The following is an 18423-nucleotide window of genomic DNA, read 5'->3' on the forward strand; positions in this document are numbered from 1 at the left end:
CATCAGATGTCGAGGAACCTGACGTCCTTCGCGTTGCGTTGGATGAAGCTGCGTCGCGATTCGACGTCCTCACCCATGAGCACGGCGAAGATCTCGTCGGCGGCCGCGGCATCCTCGAGCGTGACCTGGAGCAACGTGCGCGACTCCGGGTCCATCGTGGTCTCCCACAGTTCCTGGTAGTTCATCTCGCCGAGACCCTTGTAGCGCTGGACGCCGTTCTCCTTCGGCAGGCGCCAGCCCTTCGACTGGCCTGCGTCGATCATCGCGTCGCGCTCGCGGTCGGTGAAGGCGAACTCGTGCTCGTGGTTGCTCCACTTGATGCGGTAAAGCGGCGGCTGGGCGAGGTAGACGTATCCGGCCTCGATGAGCGGGCGCATGAAGCGGAACAGCAGAGTGAGCAGCAGCGTGCGGATGTGCATGCCGTCGACGTCGGCGTCGGCCATGAGGACGATCTTGTGGTAGCGCGCCTTCTCGATCGTGAAGTCCTCGCCAATGCCCGTGCCGAAGCCCGAGATCAGGCCCTGCACCTCATTGTTCGCGAGCACCTTGTCGAGGCGTGCCTTCTCGACGTTGAGGATCTTGCCGCGGATCGGCAGGATCGCCTGGTTGAACGGGTTGCGCCCCTGGACCGCCGAGCCGCCGGCCGAATCACCCTCGACGATGAACACCTCGGAGATCGACGGATCCTTGCTCTGGCAGTCGCGCAGCTTGCCCGGCAGCCCACCCGATTCGAGCAGGCCCTTGCGTCGCGCGGTCTCGCGCGCCTTGCGGGCCGCCATCCGCGCCGACGCGGCGGCGATGGCCTTGCTGACGATCGCTTTGCCCTCTCGCGGGTGCATCTGCAGCCAGTGGTCGAACTCGTCGCGCACCGCCGTCTGGACGAAGCCCTTGACCTCGGAGTTGCCGAGCTTCGTCTTCGTCTGGCCCTCGAACTGTGGTTCGGCAAGCTTGACGCTGATGACGGCCGTCAGCCCCTCGCGGATGTCGTCACCGGTGAGGTTGTCGTCCTTCTCCTTGAGCAGCTTCTCGCGGCGCGCGAAGTCGTTGACGAGCTTCGTCATCGCCGCGCGGAAACCCTCTTCGTGCGTGCCGCCCTCGTGCGTGTTGATCGTGTTGGCGTACGTGTGGACGGACTCGCTGTACGCCGTCGTCCACTGCATCGCGACCTCGACCGAGAGGTAGCGCTCGGCGTCCTCGTGCTCGAAAGCGATGATGTCCTCGTTGACGACCTCGGCGCGCTTGGAGGAGTTGAGGTGCTTGACGTAGTCGAGCAGACCGTCCGCGTAGCAGTACGTGACGCTCTTGCCCTTCTTCGCCTGCGCGGCGGCCTCGTCAGCTTGTGCGGCGTCGGCACCCTCGGCTGCAGCGTCGGCCGCAGCTTCCTCTGCAGCACCCTCGTCGACGGCGTCGGGACGCTCGTCGGTGAGGGAGATCGTCAGGCCCTTGTTGAGGAAGGCCATCTGCTGGAAGCGCGCACGGATCGTCTCGAAGTCGTAGACGGTCGTCTCGAAGATCTCCGGGCTCGCCCAGAACGTGATCGTCGTGCCGGTCTCGTCGCTCTCCTCTTCCTCACGCAGCTCGCCGAGCGGCACGCCGCCCGCGAACTCCATTCGGTAGACGTGGCCCTTCTGCCGCACCTCGGCCTCGAGGCGCGTCGACAGGGCGTTGACGACCGAGCTGCCGACGCCGTGCAGACCACCGGAGACCTTGTAGCCGCCGCCACCGAACTTGCCTCCGGCGTGCAGCTGGGTGAGGACGAGCTCGACGGTCGACATGTCGTACGCCTCGTTACGGCCCGTCGGGATGCCACGGCCGTTGTCGGAGACGCGGATGCCGTTGTCGGGCAGGATCGTCACGTCGACGCGCGTCGCGTGACCGGCGAGGGCCTCGTCGACCGAGTTGTCGACGATCTCCCACACGAGGTGATGCAGGCCGCGCTCACCCGTGGAGCCGATGTACATGCCGGGCCGCTTGCGGACGGCCTCGAGGCCCTCGAGGACCTGGATGGCGTCGGCGTCGTACTCCGTGTCGATCTGGGACCGGACGTGCTGCTCGACCTGCTCTGACGCGCCGTCGGCTGCGTCTGCGAGCGAGGGATCCTGCGTCGTCGGGTCGATCGAGTCGTCGCTGGGCTTGTCGGCCACTGTGCTCCTTCACCGTGCGTGGCACCGTTGCAGAGCGCCGGCTCTCGGAGCGGGAAACCCGAGGCGTGACTCCCGCAACGACGTGCGTGCGGGCTCTGACGCGGTACAACGTGCAAATCATGTCCATCTTACCGGTAGCACGGCTCAGAACATAGCCACGAAACGCTCCAGAGGGCCTCGTGCACGCGGGAACGAGGCCTCGACGTGCCGGGGATCGTCGACCGGGGCCTCGAGGGCACTCATCGGCCTCTGGCTCAGCCGGCCTCCCTCGGGCTCCTCTCTCAGCGTCGACGGGGTGACGCGGACATGCTGCGGGGTTTCGCTGGAGGCGCTCTGCACAGGAAACCGGGAAGGTTTCACGTGAAACAGGCGCAGCCGTCAGCCGTAGGTGTCGCGTGGTCCGCGCCCCGCGACACGACGCGGGCCGCGCACCCAGCTCGGGGCGCTCGGGCCGACGACCCGCAGTTCGTTGACGACGCCCTCACCGACGCCGTCAGCGAGGGAGGCCAGCAGGGATGAGGTGAGCAGCTGCAGCTGCGTGGCCCAGGCCGTCGATTCCGCGCGCACGGTGAGCACGCCGTCCTCGAACGTGAGGGGCCGAGCGTGCTCGGCCACGCCCGCACCCACGAGATCGGCCCACCGCGACATGACGGCGCCAGCTGCCACGTCGACGTTCCACCCCCGCTCGAGCAGGAGGCGTTTCATCGTCGAGTCGATGAGTTGGGGGTCGCGTCCATCGCGATTCGACGACGGCGTGAAGCTCTGCGTCGAGCGGGAACGCCGGGGCGCAGGACGCGAGCCCGGACGAAAACCCCGCTCGGCGGCATTGCGCTGAGCCCGAGCGAGCGCCAACCGCGCGGCGACGGCGCGCTCGTCCTCAGCGCTCGACCCGACCGGCGCCTCGGCACTATCGGTGCCAGTGCCCGGGGCCTGATCGTCCGCTGCCCCCGCATCGATGCCGCTGGTCTCACTCATCAGCCGCGTCACCGTCATCACGGTCGTCCGCATCACGGGCGGGCCCATCCGGGGCGTCCTCGGCCTCGGGCACACTGGGGTGAGCCTCGGGCTGGACGCCGCCAGGCGCCTCCTCGAGGGAACCATCGCCTCGAGGCCCTACGTGGCCCTTCGTCACGTGGAAGACCTGGCCGGCAAGCCGCGCGGGAACGTCCTCCTCGACGGCGGCGGTGATGAGCACCTGCTCGGCGTCGCTCACCATGTCGGCCAGCCGTTCGCGGCGCCCCGCGTCGAGTTCGGCGAAGACGTCGTCGAGCACGAGGACGGGGTCGGTGCCGAGGTCATGACGCAGCAGGTGGAAGGCCGCGAGGCGCAGGGCGAGCGCAAACGACCACGACTCACCGTGACTCGCATAGCCCTTGGCGGGCAGGTCTCCGAGCGTCAGGGTGACGTCGTCCCGGTGCGGCCCGACGAGGGTGACACCACGTTCGATCTCGCGGGTCCGCTGGAGCTCGAACGCCTCATGAAAGGCCTTCTCGAGCTCGACGCGCTCCGGAACCTCACCCGAGGCGATGCGCGCCGAGGTCGACTCCGGCAGTGACGACACATACGCGAGGCGCGCATCAGAACGCCCGGCACTCACCTCGTCGTACGCCTGGGCCACGTAGGGGGCCAGATCTTTCAACAACCGTAGACGGGCGTAGACGAGGGCAGAACCGACTGACGCGAGGTGCGTGTTCCACTCGACCAGCGTGTCGAGCGCTGTTTCACGTGAAACCTCTTCATCCGCCGAGAGGCGAAGGCCTCGCGCGCCCTTCTTGAGCGCCGGTTGGGCGGAGCGCAACAGGGCGTTGCGCTGCTTGAGAATCTTGTCGTAGTCCGAACGAGCACCGGCCCAGCGCGGTTGCCGCGCGACGAGGAGGTCGTCGAGAAATCGGCGACGTTCCCCGGGGTCCCCCTTGACGAGCGCGAGATCCTCCGGCGCGAAGAGCACGGTTCGCAGCGCCCCGAGGATGTCACGGGGACGCCCCGCAGCCGCGCGCCCGATGCGTGCCCGGTTGGCCCTGCCCGGAATGATCTCGAGCTCGAGCACTGTTTCACGTGAATCACGGACGACGGCCGCGCGCACGAAGGCCCGCTCGGCTCCGAAGCGGACGAGGGGAGCGTCCGTCGAGACACGATGCGACCCCAGGGTCGCAAGGTAACCGGCGGCTTCGATCAGGTTGGTCTTGCCCTGGCCGTTGAGGCCCACGAATGTGGTCACTCCGTCAGCGAGCTCGACTTCCGCCTCCGTGTAGGAGCGGAAGTCACGCAGCGACAGATGGCGGAGTCTCACAGCGCTTTCGGTCGGTGGCTCGGATGCCCTGGGGTCGAATCGTCAGATCAGCGAACGCCGATCAGTGCTCGTTGGGGGCAGCGCCCGGGCGCGCGGCGCCCGCGTCCTTCTTCGGCTCGGCGGCGCCGGAGACCTCGGCCTGGCCCTCCTTCGCGGCGCGCCACGGCTCGCGACCGAACTGCATGACCTCGTGCCCGCCGAACTGACCGCGCAGTGCGGCGACCGCCTGCATCTGCGGGCTGTTCTCCTGGCGCGAGGCGAAACGGCCGAACAGCGCGGCGGCGAGCACCGGCATCGGGACGGCGTTCGCGATGGCCTCCTCGAGCGTCCAGCGACCCTCACCGGAGTCGGTCGAGTACTCGGAGACGCCCTCGAGGTGCGGCGTCTCCTCGAGCGCCTTCACCATGAGGTCGAGCAGCCAGGAACGCACGACGGTGCCGCGCGTCCAGGCCTTGAAGCAGCCGTGGACGTCAGTGACGATGTCCTTCGCCTCGAGCAGCTCCCAGCCCTCGGCGTAGGCGTGCATGAGGCCGTACTCGATGCCGTTGTGGACCATCTTGGCGTAGTGACCGGCGCCGACCTCACCGGCGTGGACGAAGCCCTCCTCGCGGGGGCCCTCCGGGCGCAGCGCGTCGAAGACCGGCATCATGCGCTCGACGTCGGCGTCGTCACCGCCGCACATGAGGCCGTAGCCGTTCTCCTTGCCCCAGATGCCGCCGGAGACACCGCAGTCCATGAAGTGCACGCCCGTCTTGGCGAACTGCTCGGCGTGGCCCTGGTCGTCGGACCACTTGCTGTTGCCACCGTCGATGACGAGGTCGCCCTCGGCGAGCAGGCCCTGCAGCTCGGACATGACGGAGTCGGTGATCTTGCCGGCCGGCACCATGACCCAGATGTTGCGCGGTGCGTCGAGCTTCTCGACGAGCTCGGCGAGGTCCGCGACGTCGCTGATCTCGCGATTCGTGTCGTAGCCGATGACCTCGATGCCCGCAGCCTTCATGCGATCGCGCATGTTGCCGCCCATCTTGCCGAGACCGATCAAACCAAGCTGCATGGGTCTGCTCCTTCGTGACGTTGCATGTCCGACACGCACGTCTGGAACGCGCGCATCACGAAAACTCAGGGTTCACGCTACGCCCGTCCGGGCAGGGGCGCGAACGCTGTCCGAACGGCCGTCAGTTCGCGAAACGCACCGGCATGATGAGGTAGCGGTAGCTGTCGTCGGCGTCACCGTCGATCTCGTCCTGACCGGACAGGACAGCCGGACGCGTCGGCTGGGTGAAGCCGAGGCGGACGTACTTCGTGCCGACGACGCCGAGCCCGTCGAGCAGGAACTGGGGGCTGAACGCGATCTCGAGCTCGGGGCCGTCGATCTTCGCCTCGAACGTCTCCGACGCCTGCGCGTCCTCGCCCGTGCCGGCCTCGATGCGCACCGAATCCTCGGCGAACCGCAGACGGACGGGCATGTTGCGCTCAGCGACGAGGGAGACACGCTTGCACGCCTCGGCGAGCTGCGCCGTCTCGACGATCGCCGTCGTGTCGACGCTCGTCGGGAACAGGCTCGTCACCTTGGGGTAGTCGCCGTCGAGCAGACGCGTCGTCATGCGACGCTGGCCGGCCTCGAAACCGGCGAGACCGGAACCCGTCGACGCGCCGCTCAGGGAGAGCGAGACGTTGCCGGCGGCACCGAGGGACTTGGCAAGCGAGTCGAGGGTGCGCGCGGGCACGAGCGCCGCGTACTCGGCGCCCTCGTCTCCGGCGTTCCACATGACCTCGCGCATCGCGAGGCGGTAGCGGTCCGTCGCGAGCAGCGTCAGCTTGTTGCCGGAGACCTCGACGCGCACGCCGGTGAGGATCGGCAGGGTGTCACCGCGGTCGGCCGCGACGCTGACCTGCGCGACGGCCTGCGTGAAGACGTCCCCGGCGATGACGCCCGTCGGATCGGGGTTGGCGGGCAGCGTCGGGTACTCGCCCGTCGGCATGCTCTGGAGGCTGAACTTCGCGCTGCCGCACGTGACCTGCACCTTCGAGCCCTCGCTGACCAGTTCGATCGGCTTGTGCGGCAGGCTCTTCGTGATGTCGGCGAGCAGGCGGCCCAGGACGAGGACGGTGCCCGCCTCTTCAACGTCGGCGTCGACCGTCACCTTCGCGGAGACCTCGTAGTCGAACGCGGACAGCGTCAGACCCTCGGGGCTCGCCTCGAGCAGGACACCCGCGAGCACGGGGACGGGCGGGCGCTGCGACAGACCGCGCACTGCCCAGGCCACCGCTTCGGCCAACACATCGCGTTCAACCCGGAGCTTCACGTCCACCGTCCCTCATCGTTCGTCGTCGCAGGCGAGCTGTGACCCTCGTGCGATGTCTCGTCACGTGCGGGGTGGCTTTCTGCTGCGAACGAACTCCGCGTCGATGCCACAGGCACAGCTGTGCGCTCGTGAGCCTAGCTCAGGTCGTCGGCCTGGCCCAAGAGACGACGAGGGGTGCTGACGGGGGACGTTGCCGGCTCGTCGGCAGTGGGATGCGGTGTGGATACGTGGGGCGCTTTCTCGCCATGGTGAAGATGTTGGTCGTCGTCATAGGGGGTGTGGATGGTGGGGAAAACCCCTGTTCGCCCTCGTCAGCACTGGGATCTCGGGTGTGGGTGACGTGGGGATCGGTGCTGTGGACGGTGGCAGCCGGTTGTGGAGAGAAAATCTTCATCCACAACCGGCTGTCGTTGCGGGGTGGGTTTTCCCCTGATCGGACGGGTTTTCCACTGCTTCATCCCCAGAAACTGTGGATAACCCCGTGGATGAGGGGTGAGTCACTCGATGCCGGCTGAGCGTCCGCCGTGGACCAGACCTGAACTACATCCATGTCATCCACATTTCCACAGCGTTGTCCACAGGTGTGGATGAGCGCCATTCCGGGGTTCGGGGACCTTCGGATGTTCGCGGGCCGTCCGCGACCCACACCTTGCCCACATGGTTTTCCCCAGATTCTGTGGACAACCATGTGGGTGGCACCTGCGAGCCGCCGAACGGCAGTTTGGCAGCTGTCGGGCGTTGGCCCGCCGTTCACTCACGCACTCATCGACGCGCCGCCACGTGGGCGGCCCAGAGCAACGCGCCCGATGCGACGCAGCAGAAGGCGGCGAGCGCCATCGTCACGAGGTCTGTGGCCACCAACGGTCCGATCACCCCGGCGAGAGCAGCGGCGAAGACGAGATTGACGAAGGTGCCGGCGGAAGCCGCCGTGCCACGCGCCTGGGGAAACTCGTCGAGCTGCGCGAGCTGGAGCACCGGCAGAGCGACCGCAACCCCGAACGCCGTCAGGGCAGGCGCGACGAGCGCCCACGGGACGTCGCTGCCCCACGGCTGCAGTGCGATGACGACGCCGACCGTGGCTGAGGCGAGGGCGAACAGCAGGCCGTACGACGCCTGACGGGCGGCGCTGAGGTGCCCGGCTGCCCGCGCGCTCAGCCAGGAGCCCGCGATCATGCACACCACCATCGGCACGAAGAACATCCAGTACTCGTTCTCGCCGAGCCCGAGCAGCCCGCCGAGGAAGAGAGGCGCGTTCGAGATGAACAAGAACTGTCCTGCGAACGCGAGCGACGCGGCCAGCGCGATGCGTAGGAACCGACCGCTGCGCAGTGCCGCCAGGAGAGCGCTCACGATGGGCCCGAGTGCGAGGGACGAGCGTTGTTCCACGGGAAGTGTCTCGGGCAGGAACCTGTTCACGCAGATGGTCATGACCACACCGAACGCGGTGAGGAACCAGAAGATCGAGCGCCAGTCGCCCACCGCCAGCAAGGCACCGCCCAGGATCGGCGCGAAGGCCGGCGCGAGTCCGAAGATCATCGACACCTGGCTCATCAGGCGTTGAGCCTCGGGGCCGGAGAAGAGGTCGCGGATCACCGCACGCGCGATGATCTGACCCGCCCCGGCCGCGAACCCCTGGAACGCGCGGAAGACGAGCAGCAGTGGTAGAGACGGCGCCAGGGCGCAGCCGACGGAGGCGAGGACATAGACACCGATCCCCACCGTCATGACGGGTTTGCGGCCCACGGCGTCCGACACCGGCCCGTGGAACAGGCTCATGACGGCGAACGACAACAGGTCGACGCTGACCACCCATCCGCGCATTGTCTCAGCGTCAGGCTCCTACAGTGACGCCGATCACGCCGATGTGCCGTGGAGTCAGTGACTGCGACGGCGGATCTGCGTCGTCAGCTCCGTGATCTGGTCGTACACGGGGCGACGCTCACCGATGAGCTGGCGGATCTTCTTCTCCGCGTGCATGACGGTCGTGTGGTCGCGCCCACCGAAGTGCTGTCCGAGCTGTGGGAATGAGTGCTCCGTCAGCTCACGCGACAGGTACATGGCGATCTGACGCGCCATCGTCAGGTTGCGTGAGCGCGACGGCCCCTTGATGTCGTCGACCGTCACCCCGAAGTAGACGGCCGTCTCGGCGATGATGTGGCCGACGGTGATCTGCCCCGTCTCGCTCGGCACGACGTCCTTGAGGACGAACGCGGCCTTCGCCCGGTCGACCGGTTCCTTCTGCAGCGACGCATAAGCGGCGACACGGATGAGCGCGCCCTCGAGCTCACGGATGTTCGTCGAGATCTTCGAGGCGATGAGCTCGAGCACGTCATCGCCGATGTCCATGCGCTCGGCGTTGGCCTTCTTGCGCAGGATCGCGATGCGCGTCTCCAGCTCGGGCGGGTGGACGTCCGTCGTCAGCCCCGACTTGAAGCGGCTGCGCATGCGGTCGGCGAACGTCGTCAGCTTCTCCGGCGGCTGATCCGAGGTCAGCACGATCTGCTTGCCGGTGGAGTGCAGCGCGTTGAAGGTGTGGAAGAACTCCTCCTGCGTCTGCTCCTTGCCCTGCAGGAACTGGATGTCGTCGATGAGCAGGACGTCGACGTCGTCGCGGTAGCGGCGCTGGAACGTCGCGGCGCGGTCGTCACGGATCGAGTTGACGAAGTCGTTCGTGAACTCCTCGGAGCTGACGTATCGCACCCGCAGCTTCGGGTGGTAGTCGTGCACGTAGTGACCGATCGCGTGCAGCAGGTGGGTCTTGCCGAGCCCCGAGTCGCCGTGGATGAACAGGGGGTTGTAGGCCTGGCCCGGCTCCTCGGCGATGGCGATGGCGGCGGCGTGCGCGAACCGGTTGCTCTCACCGATGACGAACGTGTCGAACGTGTACTTGGGGTTGAGGCGCGGGGCCTCGGTGTCGCTCGGAGCGGCAGCGGCATCGCGCTGATAGCCCGTCGAACGAGGCGGCAGGACGACGCCCGGGTCGGCCTTCGTCGGCCGGGGTGCGCCCTGGCCGGGTACGGTGAACCCGAGCGTTCCATCACCGGATTCGGTTGCTGCAGAGGTGTTCTCGTCGGACGCGTCACCCTCGTCGTCGAGGTCGCGCACCGCTGCCTGGAGACTCTCGTCCACGCTGATGGCGACGCGCACCTGTTGGCCGAGCTGATCCGACAGTGCCTTCGCCACGGGTTCGCGCAGCGGCCCCTCGAGCATCCGCTTCGTCTGGTCGAAGGGCACGGACAGCAGCACGTTGTCACCGAGCAGCCCGACGAAGCGCGTCAGGTTGAGGTAGGCGCGATCACGCGAGCCGATGCCGTGCTTGTCCATGTCCTCCAACGCGGCGTGCCAGGTGCGCTCGTAGTCGACGGGTTCGTCGGTGGTCACGTGGCTCCTCCTGGCGCTGCGGGGGTCGCAGCCGGTCGGTCGTTGGTGCTCGAGGCCGTGATGGCGACGAGGCGGGCTTGGCGTCTCCCCATAGTAGGCCCCATATCCACAGAGTTATCCACAGCCTGTGCACGGTGTGTCGTGGGGCTCGTCGGGCGATGTGGCGCCAGATGAGGGGAATGTCGTTTTCTCGCCAGGCTAACGGCGTGTCGACTGGATTTGTGCAGCGACGTGTGAATCACAGATGTGTTATTCGCGTGCGCGCGCTGTTAGGTATGGAGTGGAGGTTCGGACGTTTTGACCCTGTTGGCCCCGCATGCGTAAGCTGGATGACGATTGTCTGCGCCCCGATGACGGTGATCCACCGCCTCGATGCGTGCCGTTCCAAGGTATTTTCGCCGATGGGCAGGCCCTGTGGGCCGCCATTGCCGGTGCTGCAGGAGTGGGATGCCGAAGGTTCGAAGAGCCTGGAGCCCGTCACGTGCGGGTGGCGCGACAACCCTGACCATCAGCACGACGGCGGCGCGCGAGCGTTCGCCCTTCCCCAATGGAGTTCGACGTGAGCAAGCGCACCTTCCAGCCCAACAACCGTCGCCGCGCCAAGACGCACGGCTTCCGTCTGCGCATGCGCACCCGCGCCGGCCGCGCCATCCTGGCGAACCGCCGCGCCAAGGGTCGCAAGCAGCTTTCCGCCTGAGTTCGGCCCACGACCGGCCGTGCTCCCTGCTCAGCATCGCATTCGTGACGCAGGGCAGTACCGCGCCGTCCTGCGGGATCGACGTGCAGGGCGCGCGGGTGGCTCGCTGCTCGCCGTTCATGTGATCGACGCCGACGCGTTCGGCCTTTCACCCGAGGATCGGGTGGGGCCGCGCGTCGGTTTCGTCGTTTCAAAGGCCGTGGGCAACGCCGTCGTGCGTTCGCGGGCCAAACGCGTGCTGCGGCACGTCGCCCGGGACGCGTTGAGCGAGATCGACCCCGGGCTCGACATCGTCGTGCGCGCGAACCCGGCGATCGCCGGTGCCTCGAGCCACGACGTCGCGAGGGAGTTCGATCGGATGCTCGCCAAGGCGACGCGACGTCAGCAACCACAGGATGTTTCACGTGAAACGGATTCACGCGAACCATCGGACCGGGCGCATCAGGACGCGTCCAGGGTTCGACGATGAGTGCCGGGGTGCCTCGAGCGCCGGCCGGCGATGATGTGCCCGTCGACCACGCCGCGTCAGCCACACCGGTGCCGGACGAACAGCACGGCTGGCGCCGCGTCGTCGTATGGCCGCTGCTCGTGGTTGTCCGTTTCTACCGTCGGTGGATCTCCCCGGCGTTGCCTGCCACGTGCCGGTTCTACCCGTCGTGCTCGACGTACGGCCTCACGGCCCTGCAGCGATTCGGCCCGATCAAGGGCACCTGGCTCACGCTCAAGCGGCTCGGCCGTTGCCATCCGTGGAACCCCGGCGGGGTCGACCACGTTCCTCAGAAGAAGACCTCCTGACGCCTGCTCGTCTGCGAGCGGCGTCGACTCACGCCCACATCATTGCGAAGGATGATTGATGGACACCCTGCTCTATCCACTCGAGTGGTTCGTCGCCGCCATCATGGTCGGCTGGCACAAGCTCTTCTCGCTCGTCGGCCTGCCCGAGGCGTCCGGCTGGACGTGGGCGCTGTCCATCGCCGGCCTCGTCATCGTGCTGCGCATCCTGCTGATCCCACTGTTCGTCAAGCAGATCCACGCGTCGCGTCGCATGCAGCTCGTGCAGCCAGAGATGCAGAAGATCCAGGCCAAGTACAAGGGCAAGAAGGATCCTGAGTCCCGCGCCAAGCAGCAGGAAGAGATGATGGAGCTGTACCGGACCACCGGTACCAACCCGCTCGGCTCGTGCCTGCCGATCCTGCTCCAGGCGCCGTTCTTCTTCGCGCTGTTCCGGGTGCTCAACAACCTGAGCAAGATCGCCGATGGGCGTCACGATGAGATCGGCTTCCTCACGAAGTCGCTCGCCGGCCAGGCAGAGAGCTCGAAGCTGTTCGGTGCGAAGCTGTCCGACACCTTCATGGGCACGGACGGCTGGGGATCGGCCAAGTGGGTCGCCATCCTGCTCATCGTCCTCATGTCGGCGACGTCGTTCATCACCCAGCACCAGCTGATGCGACGCAACATGCCGAAGGCCGCACTCGAGGGGCCGATGGCGAAGCAGCAGCAGATCATCATCTACCTGATGCCGATCTTCTTCGCGATCTCCGGTGTGAACTTCCCGATCGGTGTCCTCATCTACTGGTTCGTCACGAACGTGTGGACGATGGGCCAGCAGTGGTTCGTCATCCACCGCATGCCGACGCCCGGATCGGCCGCCGAGAAGAAGCTCGAGGAGCGCAACCGCGCCAAGGGGCGCGAGCACAAGACCGTCACGATGGACGATCTGCGCAAGGCCAACGAGGGCAAGCCGAAGGGCCGCTTCGCCCAGGCCATGGAGAAGGCGCAGGAACAGGCCCGCGAACAGCAGGGCGTCAAGACGGGTGCACGCCCCGCCGGGGCATCGAAGGTCTCCATGTCGAAGAAGAAGGCGGCTTCGAGTGACGACGTCGTCGAGTCGAGCGTCGTCGAGACACCCGCGGCGACGAACCCGGTGCGCGAGAACGGCCGGGCCACCAAGGCGCCGCAGACCGGGCCGCGCAACCAGCCGAAGAAGAACACGCCGCGCTCGAAGCGCAAGAAGTGAGAGGGACGTCATCATGACCGAACAGGCACCGGGACGCTCTGGCGTCACCAACCTCGAGCGCGAAGGTGAGATCGCGGCGGACTTCCTCGAGAAGCTACTCGACATCGCCGACCTCGACGGTGACATCGACGTCGAGGTCGAGGGAGGCCGCGCGGCCGTCTCCATCGTCGACTCCGAGGAAGGCCAGGTGCCGCGCTCCCTCGTCGGCTCCGGCGGCAAGACGCTCGATGCCCTGCAGGAACTCATGCGTCTCGCCGTCCAGGCTGAGACGGGCGAGCGCAGCCGCGCGATGCTCGACATCGCCGGCCATCGTGCCGAGGGACGAAGCGCTCTCGAGTCGAAGGCTGCTGACGCCGTCGCGGAAGTGAAGAAGACTGGCGCCAAGGTCGAGATGGAGCCGATGACCGCGTTCGAACGGAAGGTCGTGCACGATGTGGTGCTCGCCGCAGGGCTGACGTCGGAATCCGAGGGCGCCGAGCCGAACCGCTACGTCGTGGTGCTGCCCGAATGATCGTGTTTCACGTAAAACTCGAGCGTGAGACGGCAGCATGACGCAGCCCGCTCACGAGCACGACGCGAAGACGCCTGCGGCCCCGCAGGCGTCTTCGCCGCCTCCGGCACCCGACACGGCAGCGGCCTTCCTGGCTGACCAGCTGCCGCTCATGAGGCGCTACGTCGACGTCCTGTGCGACACCGGCGTCAGCCACGGGCTCATGGGCCCGCGTGAGGTGCCGCGCATGTGGGAACGGCACGTCCTCAACTGCGCCGTCGTCCACCCTGGAATCGCCCGGGGGTCTCACGTCGCCGACATCGGTGCCGGCGCCGGGCTGCCCGGCCTCGTCCTCGCCATTGCCCGCCCCGACCTCACGATGACGCTCGTCGAACCTCTGCTTCGACGGACGACGTGGCTGGCCGACGTCGTCGAAGAACTCGACCTGCCGAACGTCGAGGTGGTGCGCGCCCGCGCGGACGAGTTGTGGGGGCAGCGCACGTTCGACGTCGTGACGTCACGTGCCGTCGCGCGCATCGGGGAACTGGCGCGCTGGTCGTTGCCGCTCGTGAGCCGGGGCGGCGAGATGTTCGTCCTCAAGGGCTCGAGTGCCGCCGAAGAGCGTGACGAGGACGAGGCCGTACTGCGCCGGTTGCGTGTTCGCACGGCTGAGGTGGAGACGTGGGGCGAGGGCACCGTCGAGCCACCGACGGTGACCGTCCGGCTCACCGTCGACGGCGTCGCGCCGCAACTCACGCGCAAGCAGGCCGGCACGATCGACAAGACCAAGCAGAAGCCGTCCCGCCGTCCGGATCGGCGCGCCTGAGCTTCTCTCCGGTGCCGGTGCGCCACCCCACGTGATTCCCTGTCCCCAGGTGTGACGGCAACGTCAGGCCTGGGGACAGCCGCGTTCGCCCCCTGCGCGACAGGTGACACAATGGGGTCTTGCCGTCAACGCGAATCCGAGGAGAACCGGTGACATCCACTGCCCCAGTCGGCTGGCCCACCCACAGGCCTGGCGTCGCGCACACGGGCCCGAGCCCAGAGCCCGTCGGATGGCAGGGTATCTCCACCGCAGCGGCAGAGAGCCTCGGCGGTGATGCGGTCGTCACGGTGGTGAATCCGGTCGTCACCAAGCAGGCTGAGGGCCCGGTCGGTGCTGACGTTTCACGTGAAACACCTCAGCCGATGATGGATCCGCAGGTCTCGGAGGTCACCGGCCAGCGCACGACGGATGCCGCTGACGAGGTCGCTGAGCCGTCGGCCGCTGACCAGGACGCCGCACCCATGAGGGAATCGGAACCCTCACCTCGCGAGATGCAGGATGGCGAGGATGCCGCCCCAGCCGGCGATGCCGTCCCTGACGTGCGAGCTGCGCTCGGTTACGACATCCTGCTCGGCGGGGCGATTGTTCCCCGTGAAACATCGACCGCGACGGAGTCCGCGCCGCGCGACGCGGATGGAACTGAGTCGGCCGATGGCGTCGAGGCCGCTGGTCCCACCGACGCCCGGGGCGATGACGACCGTCGTGCCGATGGCGCAGCTGACACACGGGCTGAGGTCGCCGTCTCTGACGGCGAGGGTGTGGGGGATGCCGCCACGACGGTGACGTTGGCCGAGCCCGCGGGCGATGAGGCGCCGGCAGACGAGGCACCGGCAGAGGCGGTATCCGCAGGCGAGGGTACGGCTGAGGTGTCCGAGGGCGTCGAGTCTCTGGACGGAGGGTCGTACGACGATGCGTCTCAGGACCAGGGGTACGTCCCGCGTCACCACGCCGAGTCCGAGCCCGCAGACGCTCCGCAGCCGCAGAGCGTGGAGGCTGACCCGGCGATGGCTGCCCGCTCGCCCCTCCCGTCACGGCGGGCTCGCCGCCATGCCCGTCCGCGCGTGCCGAGTTTCGAGCGTGCGACGGACACCGACTGGCAGGGCGTGACAGATCACGGCGACCCGCAAAACACCGAAAACGGCCCGCACGATCACGGCGCGGCTGCTAACCCCATGGACGACGAAGGACGACGCGATGTGCTCCACGCCGAACCCGAGGCACCGTCAGCCGAGCCCAGGCCGGCTCGCGTGAGCTTCACGAGCGTCGAGCAGTTGCCTCGCCCGACCCATCCGCGGGTGCTCACCGTCGCGAACCAGAAGGGTGGCGTGGGCAAGACGACGACGACCGTCAACGTCGCGGCGGCGCTCGCGCAAGCGGGGCTCAAGGTGCTCGTCATCGACATCGACCCGCAGGGCAACGCCTCGACCGCGCTCGGCATCGAACATCACTCCGACGTGCCGAGCGTCTACGACGTCATCGTCGAGGGAACGCCGATCGACGAGGTCATGGCGCAGTGCCCCGACATCCCCGGCCTGTGGTGTGCGCCCGCGACGATCGACCTCGCCGGAGCGGAGATCGAGCTCGTCTCGCTGGTGGCTCGCGAATCCCGTCTGCACCGCGCGATCAACGCGCAACTGGCGGATTCGACCCCGGACGAGCGCTTCGACTACGTCTTCATCGACTGCCCTCCGAGCCTGGGGCTGCTCACCGTCAACGCGTTCGTCGCCGCCGACGAGGTGTTCATCCCGATCCAGTGCGAGTACTACGCGCTCGAGGGGCTGAGCCAGCTGCTCAAGAACATCGAGATGATCAAGATGCACCTCAACCCCGGGCTGCACGTCTCGACCATCCTGCTCACCATGTACGACGGGCGCACCAACCTCTCCGCGCAGGTTGCGGACGAGGTGCGCGCGCACTTCCCCGAGCAGGTGCTCGGCGCGCTCGTGCCGCGATCGGTGCGCATCTCGGAGGCGCCGAGCCATGGCGAGACCGTCATGACGTACGACCCGACGAGCACCGGCGCGACGAGTTATCGCGACGCGGCACGGGAGATCGCCCTGCGCGGTGCGAGCGTGCCCGAGCCGTCGGGGCGCATCGGACGATGACCGACGCCGCGACGACCGACGGCCATCGCCGTCATGCTGCGACGTCGTCCGCAGCCTTCTCATACTCATCCCGCCTGACCCACCGTGTAGGAAGTGGACCTCGATGAACGACAAGCGACGTGGACTCGGCCGTGGCCTGGGTGCGCTCATTCCCAACACGACCGAACCGACGCGGGTGACGCGCCCGACGGACGTCTTCTTCACCGACTCCAAGGCCTCGCGTGCGCAGGACGGCGACGAATCCGGCGCCCCTGAGGCCCGTGCGAGCCGCTTCAGCGAGGCCCTGACGCCGCGCCCGTCGCACCAGGCGCCGCGCGGCACCGAACCCCGAACCGAGTCGCGCGCCACGACCCATCGACGTCACGACGACCTCGCCGCCGCCGCGGCCGCCGTCACGCAGCCCGCGGGGCAGGCGCCGAGCGTTTCACGTGAAACAGAGGTGGCCAAGCTCGAAGCGCAGCCGGCGCAGCGTGATGGGGCGGCCGGCGAGAGTGGTGCCGCGTCGAACCTCGCGCCCGTGCCCGGCGCCTCGTTCGCGGAGATCCCGCAGTCGCTCATCCGCCCGAACCCCAAGCAGCCGCGCTCGGTGTTCGACGAGGAACACATGGCCGAACTCGTCCATTCGATCGGCGAGATCGGCGTGCTGCAGCCCATCGTCGTGCGGCCCGTGCCCGAGAGCGACCCGGAGCACGCGCAGACGCCGTACGAACTCATCATGGGCGAGCGGCGGTGGCGCGCCTCCCAGGAGGCCGGTCTCGCGACCGTGCCGGCCATTGTCCGCTCGACCACGGACGAGGATCTGCTGCGTGATGCCCTGCTCGAGAACCTGCACCGCAGCCAGCTCAACCCCCTCGAAGAGGCGGCAGCCTACGCGCAGTTGCTCGAGGACTTCGGCTGCACGCACGACGAGCTCGCCACGAAGATCGGCCGCAGCCGCCCGCAGATCTCCAACACGATCCGCCTGCTCAAGCTGCCGCCGGTGGTGCAGCGTCGCGTCGCCGCAGGCGTCCTGAGCGCCGGCCACGCCCGTGCCCTGCTCGGCATGAGTGACCCCGCCGCGATGGAGCGGCTCGCGCAGCGCATCGTCGCCGAGGGGCTGTCCGTGCGTGCCACGGAGGAGATCATCGCGCTCGGTGACGACACGAAGCCGCGCAAGAGCGCTGTTCCACGTGAAACCAACCCGGACCTCGACCACTGGGCCAGCAACCTCGCCGACAAGCTCGACACCCGCGTCGGCATCACGATGGGCAAGAACAAGGGAAAGCTCACCGTCGAGTTCGCCTCCGTCGATGACCTCAACCGCATCATGGACGCTCTCGGGATCGAACGTGGCTGAGCGTCTCGACCCGGATGAGGCTCCTGAGGTCGATCATTCTGACGGCAGCTCGGCCACGGCGCAGACGCAGGACGGGCATCTGACGCGTTCCGACATCACCGACGCTCCGCTGATCGACGGCACGGATCCGCTGAGCGACAACGCCATCGACCGCCGTCGGGGCCGCACAGCGACGCCGCAGCTCGTCATCTTCTGCCTCTTCGCGCTGATCTTCGTCTACTTCGTCATCGGCGACGTCATGCACGGCGACTGGGGCATGGCGGTGCTGGGCCTCGTCGTCCTCGGCATCTGCGGGGCGGCCATCAAGCGAGAGTTCGACAAGAACCGCTGAACCACTGACGGCCGCCCCCCTTGCGTCCAAGTGCACCCGGGTGCATCTGGGCGCAAGGGGAGGGCAGCACGGGGGTAGAGACGAAAAGCCCCGGCCCACCATGTCTGGTGGGCCGGGGCTTCGTCGTCGGACGCTGCGCGCCCGACAGTATCGTGATGCGGCTCGGTTCAGCCGAGGAACGGCTCGAGCTCGCGCAGCAGCTTCGGCTTCGGCATGGCGCCGACGATCGTCTTGACGACCTCACCGTTCTGGTAGACGTTCATCGTCGGGATGCCGGTGATGCCGTACTTCGCGGAGATCGCCGGGTTCTCGTCCGTGTTGAGCTTGTAGACGTCGATCTTGTCGGCGTTCGCCGCTGCGATCTCCTCGAGGATCGGCGCGACGGCGCGGCAGGGGCCGCACCACTCGGCCCAGAAGTCGACGAGGACGGGCTTGCTGTTCTTCAGGACGTCGGCGTCGAACGTGGCGTCCGTGGTGGGCTTGGTGGCTCCCATGATGTT

Annotated in this window: 17 protein-coding genes; 9 read left to right on the top strand and 8 right to left on the bottom strand. The window is 67.7% G+C overall.

Annotated features, from left to right (window positions below; genetic code table 11):
* Positions 1-2: 2 nt before the first annotated feature.
* The 7 genes from gyrB to dnaA all read right to left on the bottom strand — a co-directional run bounded on the left by gyrB (position 3) and on the right by dnaA (position 10121).
* Positions 3-2144 carry a DNA topoisomerase (ATP-hydrolyzing) subunit B gene (gene gyrB, locus ABH936_RS02485; protein WP_165584314.1) on the bottom strand — a complete coding sequence of 714 codons (2142 nt, stop codon included), beginning with the start codon at positions 2142-2144 and terminating at the stop codon, positions 3-5.
* Between the two features lie 378 nt (positions 2145-2522).
* Positions 2523-3119: a DUF721 domain-containing protein gene (locus tag ABH936_RS02490; protein WP_404602517.1), complete on the bottom strand. Its 597-nt coding sequence runs from the start codon at positions 3117-3119 to the stop codon at positions 2523-2525.
* Positions 3112-4434, bottom strand: a complete 1323-nt coding sequence (recF, locus tag ABH936_RS02495; protein ID WP_404602519.1) for a DNA replication/repair protein RecF — start codon at positions 4432-4434, stop codon at positions 3112-3114. The genes ABH936_RS02490 and recF overlap by 8 nt, the downstream gene beginning before the upstream one ends.
* A gap of 61 nt (positions 4435-4495) precedes the next feature.
* A complete protein-coding gene (gene gnd, locus ABH936_RS02500) occupies positions 4496-5488 on the bottom strand; it encodes a phosphogluconate dehydrogenase (NAD(+)-dependent, decarboxylating) (RefSeq protein WP_038566270.1) in 993 nt (330 codons plus the stop codon).
* 121 nt (positions 5489-5609) lie between these two features.
* Positions 5610-6740, bottom strand: a complete 1131-nt coding sequence (dnaN, locus tag ABH936_RS02505) for a DNA polymerase III subunit beta (protein WP_404602639.1) — start codon at positions 6738-6740, stop codon at positions 5610-5612.
* A 762-nt stretch (positions 6741-7502) separates the two neighbouring features.
* Positions 7503-8561, bottom strand: coding sequence for an MFS transporter (locus ABH936_RS02510; RefSeq protein WP_404602522.1), 1059 nt, complete (start codon positions 8559-8561; stop codon positions 7503-7505).
* A gap of 54 nt (positions 8562-8615) precedes the next feature.
* The gene (gene dnaA, locus ABH936_RS02515; RefSeq protein WP_062256879.1) at positions 8616-10121 is read right to left on the bottom strand and encodes a chromosomal replication initiator protein DnaA; all 1506 of its coding nucleotides are present in this window, start codon (positions 10119-10121) and stop codon (positions 8616-8618) included.
* 559 nt (positions 10122-10680) lie between these two features.
* Here dnaA and rpmH point away from each other — a divergent pair.
* The 9 genes from rpmH (at position 10681) to ABH936_RS02560 (ending at position 17923) form a co-directional block, all read left to right on the top strand.
* Positions 10681-10818: a 50S ribosomal protein L34 gene (gene rpmH / locus ABH936_RS02520; protein ID WP_006944663.1), complete on the top strand. Its 138-nt coding sequence runs from the start codon at positions 10681-10683 to the stop codon at positions 10816-10818.
* A gap of 19 nt (positions 10819-10837) precedes the next feature.
* The gene (rnpA, locus tag ABH936_RS02525; RefSeq protein WP_404602525.1) at positions 10838-11287 is read left to right on the top strand and encodes a ribonuclease P protein component; all 450 of its coding nucleotides are present in this window, start codon (positions 10838-10840) and stop codon (positions 11285-11287) included.
* A complete protein-coding gene (yidD, locus tag ABH936_RS02530) occupies positions 11284-11613 on the top strand; it encodes a membrane protein insertion efficiency factor YidD (protein ID WP_260852896.1) in 330 nt (109 codons plus the stop codon). The genes rnpA and yidD overlap by 4 nt, the downstream gene beginning before the upstream one ends.
* 58 nt (positions 11614-11671) lie before the next feature.
* Positions 11672-12835 carry a membrane protein insertase YidC gene (gene yidC, locus ABH936_RS02535; protein WP_404602528.1) on the top strand — a complete coding sequence of 388 codons (1164 nt, stop codon included), beginning with the start codon at positions 11672-11674 and terminating at the stop codon, positions 12833-12835.
* 13 nt (positions 12836-12848) lie between these two features.
* Positions 12849-13346: a protein jag gene (locus ABH936_RS02540; RefSeq protein WP_404602530.1), complete on the top strand. Its 498-nt coding sequence runs from the start codon at positions 12849-12851 to the stop codon at positions 13344-13346.
* Between the two features lie 37 nt (positions 13347-13383).
* Complete coding sequence (gene rsmG, locus ABH936_RS02545; RefSeq protein ID WP_404602532.1) at positions 13384-14151, top strand: 16S rRNA (guanine(527)-N(7))-methyltransferase RsmG; 768 nt, start codon at positions 13384-13386, stop codon at positions 14149-14151.
* A 1004-nt stretch (positions 14152-15155) separates the two neighbouring features.
* Positions 15156-16256 carry a ParA family protein gene (locus tag ABH936_RS02550; RefSeq protein ID WP_404602640.1) on the top strand — a complete coding sequence of 367 codons (1101 nt, stop codon included), beginning with the start codon at positions 15156-15158 and terminating at the stop codon, positions 16254-16256.
* A gap of 103 nt (positions 16257-16359) precedes the next feature.
* Complete coding sequence (locus tag ABH936_RS02555) at positions 16360-17592, top strand: ParB/RepB/Spo0J family partition protein (protein ID WP_144693798.1); 1233 nt, start codon at positions 16360-16362, stop codon at positions 17590-17592.
* A complete protein-coding gene (locus ABH936_RS02560; protein ID WP_144693800.1) occupies positions 17585-17923 on the top strand; it encodes a hypothetical protein in 339 nt (112 codons plus the stop codon). Before ABH936_RS02555 ends, ABH936_RS02560 begins: the two co-directional genes overlap by 8 nt.
* Positions 17924-18090: 167 nt before the next feature.
* On the opposite strand, the gene trxA is transcribed toward ABH936_RS02560, so the two are convergent.
* Positions 18091-18417 (bottom strand): thioredoxin, encoded by a 327-nt coding sequence (gene trxA / locus ABH936_RS02565; protein ID WP_006944697.1) that lies wholly within the window; start codon positions 18415-18417, stop codon positions 18091-18093.
* Between the last annotated feature and the right edge of the window lie 6 nt (positions 18418-18423).

It is taken from the genome of Dermacoccus sp. GAS27A (assembly GCF_044909235.1).
Classification (GTDB): Bacteria; Actinomycetota; Actinomycetes; order Actinomycetales; family Dermatophilaceae; genus Dermacoccus; species Dermacoccus nishinomiyaensis.